General features: G+C 70.7%; 11 protein-coding genes and 2 pseudogenes. 8 read left to right on the top strand and 5 right to left on the bottom strand.

From position 1 onward, the window contains the following. Positions 1-101 precede the first annotated feature (101 nt). Together ACIBAG_RS32365 and ACIBAG_RS32360 are read left to right on the top strand one after the other, a co-directional pair. Positions 102-764 (top strand): response regulator transcription factor, encoded by a 663-nt coding sequence (locus ACIBAG_RS32365; protein WP_003997051.1) that lies wholly within the window; start codon positions 102-104, stop codon positions 762-764. A gap of 320 nt (positions 765-1,084) precedes the next feature. Next, positions 1,085-2,365, top strand: coding sequence for an HRDC domain-containing protein (locus tag ACIBAG_RS32360; protein WP_399109961.1), 1,281 nt, complete (start codon positions 1,085-1,087; stop codon positions 2,363-2,365). A 22-nt stretch (positions 2,366-2,387) separates the two neighbouring features. Here the strand turns inward: ACIBAG_RS32360 and ACIBAG_RS32355 are convergent. Beyond that, positions 2,388-2,786, bottom strand: a pseudogene (locus ACIBAG_RS32355) (ABC transporter permease subunit); the annotation flags it as partial. Here ACIBAG_RS32355 and ACIBAG_RS32350 point away from each other — a divergent pair. The 4 genes and pseudogenes from ACIBAG_RS32350 to ACIBAG_RS32335 all read left to right on the top strand — a co-directional run bounded on the left by ACIBAG_RS32350 (position 2,761) and on the right by ACIBAG_RS32335 (position 6,844). After that, positions 2,761-2,943, top strand: coding sequence for a hypothetical protein (locus ACIBAG_RS32350; RefSeq protein ID WP_399110243.1), 183 nt, complete (start codon positions 2,761-2,763; stop codon positions 2,941-2,943). The pseudogene ACIBAG_RS32355 and the gene ACIBAG_RS32350 sit on opposite strands and share 26 nt — an antisense overlap. Before the next feature lie 98 nt (positions 2,944-3,041). Further along, positions 3,042-3,252: pseudogene (locus ACIBAG_RS32345) on the top strand (LacI family transcriptional regulator); the annotation flags it as partial. A gap of 248 nt (positions 3,253-3,500) precedes the next feature. Further along, positions 3,501-4,718, top strand: coding sequence for a thiolase family protein (locus ACIBAG_RS32340; protein ID WP_399109960.1), 1,218 nt, complete (start codon positions 3,501-3,503; stop codon positions 4,716-4,718). After that, positions 4,715-6,844 (top strand): 3-hydroxyacyl-CoA dehydrogenase NAD-binding domain-containing protein, encoded by a 2,130-nt coding sequence (locus tag ACIBAG_RS32335; RefSeq protein WP_399109959.1) that lies wholly within the window; start codon positions 4,715-4,717, stop codon positions 6,842-6,844. The genes ACIBAG_RS32340 and ACIBAG_RS32335 overlap by 4 nt, the downstream gene beginning before the upstream one ends. 57 nt (positions 6,845-6,901) lie before the next feature. Here the strand turns inward: ACIBAG_RS32335 and ACIBAG_RS32330 are convergent, their stop codons facing one another. Then, positions 6,902-7,303 carry a hypothetical protein gene (locus ACIBAG_RS32330; protein ID WP_399109957.1) on the bottom strand — a complete coding sequence of 134 codons (402 nt, stop codon included), beginning with the start codon at positions 7,301-7,303 and terminating at the stop codon, positions 6,902-6,904. 332 nt (positions 7,304-7,635) lie between these two features. Beyond that, positions 7,636-8,652, bottom strand: a complete 1,017-nt coding sequence (locus tag ACIBAG_RS32325) for a hypothetical protein (RefSeq protein ID WP_399109956.1) — start codon at positions 8,650-8,652, stop codon at positions 7,636-7,638. 98 nt (positions 8,653-8,750) lie between these two features. On the opposite strand from ACIBAG_RS32325, the gene ACIBAG_RS32320 reads away from it, so the two are divergent. Together ACIBAG_RS32320 and ACIBAG_RS32315 are read left to right on the top strand one after the other, a co-directional pair. Beyond that, positions 8,751-9,647, top strand: coding sequence for an NAD(P)-dependent oxidoreductase (locus tag ACIBAG_RS32320; RefSeq protein ID WP_399109955.1), 897 nt, complete (start codon positions 8,751-8,753; stop codon positions 9,645-9,647). Between the two features lie 56 nt (positions 9,648-9,703). Beyond that, on the top strand, positions 9,704-10,075 hold the full coding sequence (locus ACIBAG_RS32315) for an NTP pyrophosphohydrolase (RefSeq protein ID WP_399109953.1): 372 nt from the start codon (positions 9,704-9,706) through the stop codon (positions 10,073-10,075). Between the two features lie 44 nt (positions 10,076-10,119). On the opposite strand, the gene ACIBAG_RS32310 is transcribed toward ACIBAG_RS32315, so the two are convergent. Both ACIBAG_RS32310 and ACIBAG_RS32305 read right to left on the bottom strand, forming a co-directional pair. Then, positions 10,120-11,577: a glycosyltransferase family 39 protein gene (locus ACIBAG_RS32310; RefSeq protein ID WP_399109951.1), complete on the bottom strand. Its 1,458-nt coding sequence runs from the start codon at positions 11,575-11,577 to the stop codon at positions 10,120-10,122. Between the two features lie 94 nt (positions 11,578-11,671). Further along, on the bottom strand, positions 11,672-13,195 hold the full coding sequence (locus ACIBAG_RS32305; RefSeq protein WP_399109949.1) for an amino acid permease: 1,524 nt from the start codon (positions 13,193-13,195) through the stop codon (positions 11,672-11,674). Between the last annotated feature and the right edge of the window lie 77 nt (positions 13,196-13,272).

The raw sequence follows: 13,272 nt of genomic DNA, 5'->3' as shown, positions 1-13,272 counted from the left end.
AATTGTTACTCACTAAATCGTGATCTTTCTCTAAAGGGCCACAGGTTTGGTGCCGAAGACGACTGTGACCTTGAAGTCGTCCCCGCACCCCAGGAGGCCTGGTGTCCGTTCTCCTCGAGCAGCCCGCAAGCCTGGTCGCCTACCGCCCGAACAAGCCGACCGCCATGGTGGTCGTGGCCGATCCCCGCGTCCGCTCCACCGTCACCCGCCACCTGTGGGCGCTCGGTGTGCGCGACGTCATCGAGGCCTCGTCCATCGCGGAGGCTCGTCCCCGGATCGGCAACCCCCGCGACATCTGCGTCGCAGATGTCCACCTGCCCGACGGCTCCGGCCTCACCCTCCTGTCGGAGACCCGCGCCGCGGGCTGGCCCAACGGCCTCGCCCTGTCCGCCGCCGACGACATCGGCGCCGTACGCAACGCCCTCGCCGGCGGTGTGAAGGGCTATGTCGTCACCGGCACCCGCACCAACGTCGGGCTCCCCACCCGGCCCGGTGCGGCCCCCATCGGCGCTGCCGCCGCCCGTATGCACCGTCGCCACCCGGGTGCCCCGAGCCACCCGGGCGGCTACCGCGAGCTCTCCGGTCGTGAGGTCGAGGTGCTGCGGCTGGTGGCGGAGGGCCAGTCGAACAAGGCGATCGGCGTCTCGATGGGCCTGTCCGCGCTGACCGTCAAGAGCCACCTCGCCCGGATCGCCCGCAAGCTCGGCACCGGTGACCGCGCCGGCATGGTCGCCGTGGCCCTGCGGACCGGGATCATCCACTGAGGACCCCACCCGCACATCCACTGACGACCCCACCGGCACATCCACTGACGGCCCACCGGCATTCCCATGAGCCGCATCACCAGCCGCTGAGCCGCATGACAGACACTTGAGCCCCTCACCGACCCTTGAGCCGCGTCACAGGACCCTTTGAACGCTTGATCATTCACTGACGTGAACGGGATCGGCCGCTGATCCCCGCCCACGTCCGCAGCTGTCGTGAGCCGGATCCATCACTTGGCTGACTGGTTTACGACCCTCAGGCGCCCGCCGACGGAACGTTCCGTCGGCGGGCGCTGTCCATACACAGATACCCTTGACAGGTGACCGACGCCCAAGAGACCGCAGCAGACACTTCACTGCGAACCACCGGAGGCGCCCCTCCGGACGACGGCGGATCTTCTGTTACAGAGGCGCCGATCCCTTTGCTGGAGCCCCGCGAGGGCATTCCGCCCGTGATCGCCGACGAGGCCGCGCTCACCGAGGTGATCGCGGCCTTCGCCGCGGGCTCGGGCCCGGTGGCCGTCGACGCCGAACGCGCGTCCGGCTATCGCTACGGGCAGCGCGCCTATCTGGTGCAGCTGCGCCGCGCGGGCGCCGGGTCCGCGTTGATCGATCCCGTGGCCTGTCCCGATCTGTCGGGACTCGGTGAGGCGCTGTCCGGCGTGGAGTGGGTGCTGCACGCGGCCACCCAGGATCTGCCCTGTCTGCGCGAGATAGGCATGGTGCCGAGCCTGCTGTTCGACACCGAGCTGGCCGGTCGGCTCGCCGGGTTCCCCAGGGTCGGCCTCGGCGCGATGGTCGAGAGCGTGCTCGGCTACGTCCTGGAGAAGGGCCACTCGGCCGTCGACTGGTCGACCCGGCCGCTGCCCGAGCCGTGGCTGCGGTACGCGACGCTGGATGTAGAGCTGCTCGTGGACCTGCGCGACGCGCTGGAGAAGGAGCTCGACCGGCAGGGAAAGCTGGAGTGGGCGCGGCAGGAGTTCGAGGCGATCGCGGCCGCGCCGCCGGCCGAGCCGCGCAAGGATCCCTGGCGGCGGACGTCCGGCATGCACAAGGTGCGGCGGCGTCGGCAGCTGGCCGTGGTGCGGGAGCTGTGGCAGACGCGGGACCGGATCGCGCAGAAGCGGGATGTGTCGCCGGGCAAGGTGCTGAGTGACGCGGCCATCGTGGAGGCCGCGCTCGCCATGCCGGGCAATGTGCATGCCCTGGCCGCGCTGAACGGTTACGGGCATCGGATGGGGCGGCGGCAGCTGGAGCAGTGGCAGGCCGCCGTGGATCGTGCGAAGGCTTTGACCGAGTCGCAGATGCCGGCGCCGGGGCAGCCCGTCACCGGGCCGCCGCCGCCTCGTGCCTGGGCCGACAAGGACCCCGTCGCCGCGGCTCGGCTCTCCGCCGCCCGGGCTGCGGTGTCCGCGCTCGCCGAGCAGCTCAACATGCCGCAGGAGAATCTGATCACTCCGGACACCGTGCGGCGGGTTTGCTGGGAGCCGCCGAAGGTCGTCGACGCCGGGTCGGTTGCGGAGGCGTTGGCCGGTCATGGGGCTCGGCCGTGGCAGGTCGAGCAGGTCACTCCGGTTCTGGTTGCTGCGTTGTCCGCCTGACCGCCGCGCCCCTGAAAGCACCTCACCTGGTCGCACCTCGCATGAACCCGTTGTAGATGAACCGCTGCAGCAGCAGGAACACGATCAGCATCGGCAGGATCACCAGCACCGCTCCTGCCGAGATCGTTTCCCCGTGGGCGCCGAACGGGCCCTTGAAGCGGAACAGGAATGTCGAGATCACGCCAAGGTCTTCCGAGGGCATGCAGAGGAACGGGATGCAGAAGTCGTTGTAGGTGGTGATGCCCTTGACGATCACCACCGTCGCGATCGCCGGTTTCAGCAGGGGGGAGATGATCCTGCGGTAGATCGTGAAGGCGTTCGCGCCGTCCAGGCGGGCCGCCTCGTCCAGTGAGGCGGGGATCGAGCGGACGAACTGCAGGAACATGCCGAGGCCGGTGACGATCTGGAAGGTCGCCACCTTCCTGATGGCGGACGCGGACGGTCTGCGCGCCGTGCACTTCCCCGCGCCGGACCGGGAAGTGCCGTATCCCCGGCCGGAGTTCGAGGTCGCTGTCGTGCCCGGCGGCATCATCGTCACGGCCCGCACCCTCGCGCGGGCTTCCTGCGTCGGTGGCTGAGCCGCCGCGCAGAGGACCAGCCCGGCCCTGTTGAGGGCGTTCGTCGCGCCGACGTGGTCCGCGTTCGCCGCGAACCCGCATCTGACGCGTTCGAGGCGCTGGCCGGGGCATGGCAGGTGGCGACCGGCTTCTCGGGCGATGCGGGTGCGCGGGCGACGAGGTCCCTGCTCACGGCTGCGCCGCCTGATCGGCCGACGGCGATCGTGTACGACAACGAGATCATGGCGGTGGCGGGGTTGTCGGTGGCGAGGCTCGCATCCCGCACCCACTCCCGTACTCACTCCGAGGGGCTCGACGGCGCCGCCGCGGGGACAGCCACCCCGTGGGCAGTCGTTCCGCAGGGCGATGGGGGCGCCCCCGCTCGAGCGAAGCCGACAGTGGGGGAGGGTGGGCACGGCCTGCAGCGCCGGGTGCCACTTGAGACGCGCCAAGATGTGTGACCTTCGCCGCTCGTGCCGCCAGGGCTGTGCAGCTACGTTACCCGTAAGTAGCATGGGTCCTGAGCGCGCGCTCAGCGCATCGCAGCAGTGCCATCCCGCATCTGGAGGAGAGCCATCGTGCCTCGTACCGTCAGGGACGTCGTCTTCGTCGACGGCGTCCGCACCCCGTTCGGCAAGGCGGGCCCGAAGGGCATCTACCACGAGACCCGCGCCGACGACCTTGTCGTGAAGGCGATCCGGGAGCTGCTGCGCCGCAACCCCGGTCTCGACCCCAAGAAGATCGACGAGGTCGCCATCGCCGCGACCACGCAGATCGGTGACCAGGGCCTCACCATCGGCCGTACGGCGGGCATCCTCGCCGGCCTCCCCCAGTCGGTGCCCGGCTACTCCATCGACCGTATGTGCGCCGGCGCCCTGACCGCCGTCACCACGGTCGCCGGCTCCATCGCCTTCGGCGCCTACGACGCCGTCATCGCCGGCGGTGTCGAGCACATGGGCCGCCACCCCATGGGTGAGGGCGTGGACCCGAACCCGCGGTTCGTCAGCGAGAAGCTGGTCGACGAGTCCGCCCTGTTCATGGGCATGACCGCCGAGAACCTGCACGACCGCTACCCGCACATCACCAAGCAGCGCGCCGACGAATACGCCGTGCGCTCGCAGGAGAAGGCCGCCAAGGCGTACGCCAACGGCAAGATCCAGCAGGACCTGGTGCCGATCTCGGTGCGCCGCACCAACCCGGAGGCCGGTGAGACCGGCTGGGGCCTGGTGACCGCCGACGAGCCGATGCGCCCGGGCACCACGCTGGAGAACCTCCAGGGCCTGAAGACCCCGTTCCGCGTCCACGGCCGGGTCACCGCCGGTAACGCGGCCGGTCTGAACGACGGCGCCACCGCCTCGATCATCGCGTCCGAGGACTTCGCCCGCGAGAACAACCTGCCGGTGAAGATGCGCCTGGTCTCCTACGCCTTCGCTGGCGTCGAGCCGGAGGTCATGGGCTACGGCCCGATCCCGGCCACGGAGAAGGCCCTCGCCAAGGCCGGTCTGTCCATCGAGGACATCAACCTCTTCGAGATCAACGAGGCCTTCGCCGTCCAGGTCCTGGCCTTCCTCGACCACTACGGCATCGCCGACGACGACGAGCGCGTCAACCAGTACGGCGGCGCCATCGCCTTCGGTCACCCGCTGGCCTCCTCCGGCGTCCGTCTGATGACGCAGCTGGCCCGCCAGTTCGAGGAGCAGCCGAACGTCCGTTACGGCCTCACCACCATGTGCGTCGGCTTCGGCATGGGCGCGACGGTCATCTGGGAGAACCCGCACTTCGAGGGGGACAAGTGAGCACCACCGCTGAGCTTTTGAAGGGTGCGGCCGAGCTGTTCCCTGACGAGGTCGTCACGTCCGCGCACGTACGCCACCTCGACCTGCCGTTCGGCGCCGGGCGCTTCGCCCTGATCACGCTGGACAACGGCTTCGACCACACCAAGCCGACCACCTTCGGCCCGCAGTCGCTGGCCAACCTCGACAAGGCCATCGACCAGGTCGAGGCGGAGGCCGCCGCCGGTGACATCGTCGGCGTCGGTATCACCGGCAAGCCGTTCATCTTCGCCGTCGGCGCCGACCTCAAGGGCGTCGAGCTGCTGAAGGAGCACAAGGACGCGCTGGCCATCGGCAAGGGCGGCCACGAGGTCTTCAAGCGCCTCGCGGCCCTCGCGGTGCCGACCTTCGCGTACTACAACGGTGCCGCGATGGGCGGTGGCGTCGAGGTCGGTCTGCACTGCAAGTACCGGACCGTCAGCAAGGCGCTCCCGGCGTTCTCGCTGCCCGAGGTCTTCCTCGGCCTGGTCCCGGGCTGGGGCGGCTGCACGATCCTGCCGAACCTGATCGGTGCCGACAAGGCAGTCTCGGTGATCATCGAGAACAGCCTCAACCAGAACAAGCAGCTCAAGGGCCAGCAGGTCTTCGACCTGGGCATCGCCGACGCCATCTTCGAGGGCGCGGACTTCCTGGAGCAGTCCCTGATCTGGACGGCGCAGGTCCTCAAGGGCGACATCGAGGTCGAGCGTCCGGTGATCGACCGCGGTGAGGCCTGGGACCAGGCCGTCGCCAAGGGCCGCTTCATCGCCGACGGCAAGGTGCACGGGGCCGCTCCGGCCGCCTACCGCGCCCTCGACATCATCGCCGCCGCCAAGAACGGCGACCTGCAGCAGGGCTACGACGCCGAGGACAAGGCCCTCGCCGACCTGATCATGGGCGGCGAACTGCGTGCCGGCATCTACGCCTTCAACCTGGTCCAAAAGCGCGGCAAGCGCCCGGCCGGTGCGCCGGACAAGAACCTGGCCCGCCCGGTCACCAAGGTCGGTGTCGTCGGCGCCGGTCTGATGGCCTCCCAGCTCGCGCTGCTCTTCCTGCGCCGCCTCGAGGTGCCGGTCGTGCTGACCGACATCGACCAGGAGCGCGTCGACAAGGGTGTGGGCTACGTCCACGCCGAGATCGACAAGCTGCTCGGCAAGGGCCGTATCAACCAGGACAAGGCCAACCGCCTCAAGGCCCTGGTCACCGGTGTCCTGGACAAGGCCGAGGGCTTCGCGGACGCCGACTTCGTCATCGAGGCCGTCTTCGAGGAGATCGGCGTCAAGCAGCAGGTGTTCGCGGAGGTCGAGGCGGTCGCCCCGGCGCACGCCATCTTCGCGACGAACACCTCCTCCCTCTCCGTCTCGGAGATGGCGTCGAAGCTGAAGCACCCCGAGCGGGTCGTCGGCTTCCACTTCTTCAACCCGGTCGCCGTCCTGCCGCTCCTTGAGATCGTCCGCGGCGAGAAGACGGACGACGCCTCGCTGGCCACGGCCTTCGCCGTCGCCAAGAAGCTGAAGAAGACCGCGGTGCTGACGAAGGACGCCCCGGCGTTCGTCGTGAACCGCATCCTGACCCGCTTCATGGGTGAGATCCAGAACGTCATCGACGAGGGCACCCCGGTCGAGGTCGCCGAGAAGGCCGTCGAGCCGCTCGGTCTGCCGATGTCCCCGCTGGTGCTGCTGGAGCTGGTCGGTCCCGCGATCGGTCTGCACGTCTCGGAGACCCTCAACCGGGCCTTCCCGGACCGCTTCAAGGTCTCCCCGAACCTCGCGGCCGTCGTCAAGGCGGGCAAGCGCGGCTTCTACGTCTACGACTCCGGCAAGCCGGAGCTGGACCCCGAGGTCGCCGCGCTCCTCAAGCAGGGCGATGTCGTCCTGACCGAGGAGCAGGTCCGCGACCGCGTCCTGGACGCCGTGGCGCAGGAGATCGGGCTCATGCTCGACGAGGGCGTCGTCGCCGAGGCCCAGGACATCGACCTCTGCCTGATCACGGGCGCCGGCTGGCCCTTCCACCTGGGCGGCATCACGCCGTACCTGGACCGCGAGGGTGTCTCCGAGCGCGTGAACGGCAAGAAGTTCCTGGCTCCGGGCGTGGCGTCGGTTCCGGCGTAACGCTCCCCTGTGAAGCCGGTGCCCCGCAGGCCTGCTGGTCTGCGGGGCACCGGCGTCTCAGCCGACGGCCTGGCGCCGGTCCTCCACATGGACGATACGGAGGTCTGTCCCGTCCTGGTGGCGCTTGGTGCGGCCGTGGATACCGACGGCCAGATGCGACGGATCGACGGGTTCGTCAGGAGCGACGTAGGTGACGACGTCCGGGTGATGTCCGGTGACCAGCCAGCCCAGGTCGTCCTTGAGCGTGAGGACGTTGAAATCACCGGCCGGGGAACCCACGTGCACCGGGCCGAACTCGCCGAGAATCCCCGAGGCCTGTCCCGCGAGGTCGTCCGCGGGCTGCTTCAGCACCACGCACGTCCCGTGCTCGAAGAGCACCCAAGAGGTCCCTGAGGGCGCCAGGATCCGCCGCCAGGCCTCGACCAGGCTTTTCGTGTTGTCCGTGTCCATGACCGCCATCCTGGCGCAGGGGTGCCCGAACGGTCCTGCGCATTAGAGCCTGTGTCATATCCCCGGCCGGATCAGCGCGCGGCGTCGTGGGGCACCTCCCGCCCGAGCCGTGCGAAGCGCGGTTCGAGGGTGGGGGAGCGTGCGCTCGCAAGGCGCCGGAGCCGCCCTCGACGGGGGTGCCCCCGCGCAAGTCGAGCGAAGCTCGGTTCGCGCATGGGGGAGGAACTTCGTGGGCGTTTCGGCAACGCGGCTGGGGGTCCCCCCTGCTCGAAGAGCTTGGGGGAGTGCGTGCCAGGCGTCGCGCGCCCGGCCGGGGATATGACACAGGCTCTTATGTGCGCTCAGACCTCCCGCCAAGCCTCCAGGGCCAACCCCGGCTCGTCCTTGCGCCGGCTGACGAGCAGTTGCCCCGTCGACGGCGACAACGTGGCCGCCACCACCCGCTCGTCCTCGTCCACCGCCAGCGCCACCACCGCGTCCGCCGGAAGCTGCGGGCCCGATTCCGTCCACCACGCGCCCGCCGACTCCTGCTGCGTCGGATACGCGGCGAAGGCGACGCGGCCGCTCGCCGAGCGCTGGGCGAGCAACGTGCAGTCGTGGTCGTCGAGTTCGCAGCGGATCGCGGAGACCGGACCGGGGCCTGCGGAGGCCAGCAGGGTGACCGGCTTGGTCCCCGGGCGCCAGGCGCACAGGTCGCCGGAGTCGTCGGCGTAGAAGAGCGTGGTGTGCTCGGCGGAGGTGGCCAGCGCGCGCAGGGTGCCCGGGCGGACCGGGGTCTCCATCGCCTCCTCCAGGACGGGGACGCTGCCCGGCTTCTCCTGCCGCCAGTGCAGGATGGCGCCCGGAACGGCGGCATACAGCTCGACCCGCCCCGACTCCCCCGTCACCGCGGCCAGCCGGTCGTCGACCTCGCGCCCCTTCAGATCGCGCCACGGCCCCCAGCCGCCCACCTCCTTCTGGCCGCGCATGCTCACTCCGCCCGCCCTGTTGCGTACGAAGACATGGGCCCGGCCCTGTGCGTCGACCGTGACGGCCGGTGTGCCGGTGCGGTCGCCGCTCTGGTCCGGATGGCCGATGGAGATCCAGTCCAGGGCGGCCAGACGCGGGCGGAAGTGCGTGGAGTGCACCAGGCCCGCCTCACCCGGCTTGGTCGGCCGCCAGGCGGCCAGATGGGCGTAGGAGTCGGCGCCCTGGCCGACCGCGGGGCCGGGGCGCAGCTTCTGGTCGCCGCCGATCCTGCGCGGGGGTTCCCAGGGGCCGCCGGGTCCGAGTTCCGCCCGGCACAGGACGGCGTCGTCGGTCGGCAGATAGACGCTGAGGCGGCCGTCGCGGCCGCGGATGAGCCAGTCGCCGTTCACCGGTTCACTCTATTCGGGGTGGCGGCGGCTCGGCGGCCCGCCCCCGGGCAAGCTGGATCACGGCAACAACGTCCGTACGAGAACAGGAAGTCGACGTCATGACCGACAAGCTCACCGTGAGCGTCCTGGGCACCGGCATCATGGGCGCCGCGATGGCCCGCAACCTGGCCAGGGCCGGGCACACCGTCCGCGCCTGGAACCGCACCCGCGCCAAGGCCGAGCCCCTGGCCGCCGACGGCGCCCTCGTCGCCGACTCGCCCGCCGAGGCGGTGCAGGGCGCCGACGTCGTCCTGACCATGCTGTACGACGGCCCCGCGACGCTGGACGTGATGCGTGAGGCGGGGCCGGCACTGCGCTCCGGGGCGGCCTGGGTCCAGTCGACCACGGCCGGCATCGAGGCGATCTCCGACCTGGCCGCCTTCGCCCGCGAACACGGCCTCGTCTTCTACGACGCCCCGGTGCTCGGCACCCGCCAGCCCGCCGAGGCCGGTCAGCTCACGGTCCTGGCGGCCGGGCCGGTCGCCGGGCGGGAGACGGTGACCCCGGTGTTCGACGCCGTCGGCGCCCGTACGGTGTGGACCGGCGAGGACGGCGGGGCGGGCACGGCGACGCGGCTGAAGCTGGTCGCCAACAGCTGGGTGCTGGCGGTCACCAACGCCGCCGGTGAGGTACTGGCCCTCGCCAAGGCGCTCGACGTCGAGCCCCGGCACTTCTTCGAGGTGATCGACGGCGGCCCGCTCGACATGGGCTACCTGCGGGCCAAGACCGGCCTGGTGCTGAACGGCGGGCTGACCCCGGCCGCGTTCGCGGTGACCACGGCCGGCAAGGACGCGCGGCTCATCGTGGAGGCGGGTGAGCGGTACGGCGTACGCCTGGACGTGGCCGCGGCGAGTGCGGAGCGCTTCGAGCGGGCGGCTGCGCAGGGGCACGGCAACGAGGACATGGCCGCGGCGTACTTCGCCAGCTTCGACGAGGAGGGGACGGCCGAGGAGTGACGCCCCCGAGCGTTGTAGGGCCACCCCGGCGGTGAACGCCGTGCGACCCTTGCCCCATGGATGAGGACGCTCCCCTGCTCGTGATCGTCGACGCCGCGAATGTCGTCGGGTCGGTGCCCGACGGGTGGTGGCGGGATCGGCGGGGGGCCGCTGAGCGGTTGCGGGATCGGCTGGCGGTGGACGGTGTGCCGGGACGGGCGGGGCCCGTGGAGATCGTGCTCGTGGTGGAGGGGGCCGCTCGGGGGGTGGAGTCCGTACCGGGGGTGCGGGTGGAGGCCGCGGGCGGGAGCGGGGACGACCACATGGTCGAGCTCGTCGCCCGGGCCGGTGGGCGGCCCTGCCTGGTGGTGACCGCGGACCGGGAACTGCGGTGCAGAGTCGCGGAGTTGGGGGCGGAGGTGGCGGGGCCGCGTACGGTACGGCCCTAGCGACAGCCGTGTGCAGTGGCCGTACGCCGACTCGGTACGGCTTGCTAGGCGCGGCTCCGCACGTACAGCACCGCCCCCTCCACCACCCCCGCCTCCTCGTACCCCTCGGCCAGCAACCGCCGCAGACCCGGCACCCTCTCCGGCCCGTACGGCTTCCCCTGCGAGTCGTCGACGACCAGCGTCGGCGCCCGCTCGGTCATCTCCGCCCGGAAGACCGCCCAGGCCCCGTCGACGGCGTACCGCTCCCCGACCCGCGGTCCGTCCCGCCCTCCGCTGTAGTTGGTGAGGAGCCCGGCCGTGAGGTAGCGGCTCGCGGGTCTGCGACCGGCCAGCCAGTAGGTCTCGGGGTGTATGCCCCAGACCAGGACCCGGTCGCGTGACTCCGTCCGGGCCGCCACCTCGTCGGCGATGCGCCTCGCGTGGTCGAGGTCGGGTCGGGGCGCGAGCAGTCCCCAGGCCAGGAACAGGGCACAGCAGCAGGCCGAGGTCACCAGGGCATGGGTCAGGCGGTCGCGCGGCAGGCTCTGCAGAGCGGCCGTCGCCAGCAGGGCCAGGGGCGGGAGGAGTTGCAGGTAGTAGTGGCCGAAGAAGTGGAAGCCCAGCATGACCGCCCCGGCCGAGGCGGCCGTCCACAGCCACAGGTCCGCGGCCCCGGTGCGGGCGGGCCGCAGGACGCGTAGCACCGGCGGGATCAGTCCCGCGCAGCCCACCACTAGGATCGCCGTGTTCGTCAAGCCCCGTGCGAGGACGTGGATCTCGGACCCGGTGAAGGAGGCGTACGCCCCCGATCCGGTGACCGTCCAGAACAGGAACCCGGCCGGGTCGGTCACCGCGGCCGCGGCCAGGACCGGCACCACGGCCCCGGCGCCCAGCCGGGCCAGTCCCCCTGCCCGTGCCTCCCCCGCCGACACGCACAGCCACACCACCGGCACCAGCACCGCGCCACCGGTCTGCTTGGCGAGGAACGCGGCCGCGACAGCCAGGCCCGCCGCACTCCATCGGCGCCGGTCGGCGCACCACATCGCCGCCGCCGTGCAGGGCAGCATGAACACCTCGAAGGTCGCGGCCTGGGCGTCCTCGGGGTTGAGCCCCACCGACACCAGCAGATAGAGCACCCCGGCCGTCCCGCCCGCCGTGTCGCCCCAGCGGCGACGCGCCAGCGAGGCCAGCAGCGCGGCGGTCAGCAGCTGAGCCGCGACCGCCAGGACCCGCACCGACGTGAGCGATCCGGAACCGGCCACCGCGAACGCGGCCTCGTACAGCCACGGCACCAGCGGCGGCTTGCGGTCGACGACCGTCTCGTACAGCTCTCCGCCCCGCGCCAGCATCCGTGCCTGTACGGCGAGATAGCCCTCGTCGGGGCTCCACAGCGGCCGGGTGAAGGACGGCAGGCGGGTGACGCAGGCCAGCAGGGCCAGGGCGGGCAGCAGCCGTCTCCAGTAGCGACGTGCCGCGCGCGGTTCGGGTCCGGAGCGTGGCGGTGCGAGGAGCTCGGCGAGCATGGGATGAACGCTATCCGGCCCCGCAGTCCCTGCCTGAGCAGGACATACGGGGCCGGGGAGTCGTGCTTGACCGCCCGTCGACCGGGCGGCTCGGCTACGGGGTGTCTCCCTTCGGCGGCTTGATGACCTCACCGACGGTGGTCTCCTCATGCCGTCCGAGGCGGCTGTGGGAGCGGCCGTAGAGGAAGTAGACGAAGAACCCGGCCGCCATCCAGATGGCGAACCGCACCCATGTCTCGGCGGGCAGGTTGATCATCAGCCACAGGGAGGCCAGCACCGACAGGATCGGGATGACCGGAACCCACGGGGTGCGGAAGGCCCGGTGCAGGTCGGGGCGGGTCTTGCGGAGGATGATCACGCCGATCGCCACCACCACGAAGGCGAACAGGGTGCCGATGTTCACCAGGGCGGCGAGCTCGGTGAGCGGGGTGAAGCCGGCGAGGATGGCGATGACCACGCCGAGCAGGATGGTCGGCCGGTGCGGTGTCTTGTACTTCGGGTGGACGTGGGAGAAGAAGCGGGGCAGCAGTCCGTCGCGGCTCATGGCGAAGAAGACGCGGGTCTGGCCGAGGAGCAGGATCATGCAGACCGTCGTCAGGCCGACCGCGGCGCCGAAGCTGATGAAGCCCGCGAACCAGGGATGCCCGGTGGCCTTGAAGGCGTCGGCGAGCGGGGCGTCGACGGACAGCCGGCTGTAGTGCTGCATGCCCGTGACGACGATCGACACGGCGACGTACAGCGTGGTGCAGATGAGCAGGGAGCCGATGATGCCGCGCGGCATGTCGCGCTGCGGGTTCTTGGTCTCCTCGGCGGCCGTCGCCACCACGTCGAAGCCGATGAAGGCGAAGAACACGACGGAGGCGGCGGTGAAGATGCCCATCACGCCGAAGTTGGAGGGTGCCCAGCCGAACATCAACTGGATCAGTGGTGCCTGCAGACTCTCCCCGGCCTCCACGGCCTGCTGCTTCGGGATGAACGGGTCGTAGTTGTCGCCGTCGATGAGGAACGCGCCCGCGATGATCACGGTCAGCACGACGGTCACCTTGATGGCGACGACGAGGGACGTGATCCGTGCGGACAGCTTCATGCCGAGTACGAGGATGAAAGTAAGGACAAGGACGAGCGCGGCGGCGAGGATGTCGAAGCCGAAGTCACCGGCGCCCTCTCTGCTGCCCAGCGCGGCGGGCATCTCCCAGCCCGCGTTGTCCATGAGCGACTGGACATAGCCCGACCAGCCGACGGCCACCACCGCCGTACCGAGCGCGAACTCCAGGACCAGGTCCCAGCCGATGATCCAGGCGGGCAGTTCGCCGAGGGAGGCGTACGAGAATGTGTACGCGGACCCGGCGACCGGCACCGTGGACGCGAACTCGGCGTAACACAGCGCGGCCAGCGCGCAGGCGACACCGGCCGCGACGAACGCCAGGGCCACCGCGGGCCCGGCGTTGTTCTTGGCGACGGTGCCGGTGAGCACGAAGATGCCGGTGCCGATGATCACGCCGACACCGAAGACGGTCAGATCCAGCGCGGACAAGGACTTCTTGAGCGCGTGCTCTGGCTCCTCGGTATCGAGGATGGACTGTTCGACTCTCTTCGTCCGGAAGAGTGTGCTGCTCACGGTCATACCTCCCACGCTTGTCGTCCTCGACATGATCGAGAGGGGGCGTGGTACGCATGCCCGGGCGCGGGCGGATT

The sequence above is a fragment of the Streptomyces sp. NPDC051243 genome (genome assembly GCF_044455405.1).
Lineage (GTDB): Bacteria > Actinomycetota > Actinomycetes > Streptomycetales > Streptomycetaceae > Streptomyces.
The sequence above is the reverse complement of the archived record's forward strand: the minus strand, read 5'-3'. Positions and strand labels throughout refer to the sequence as shown.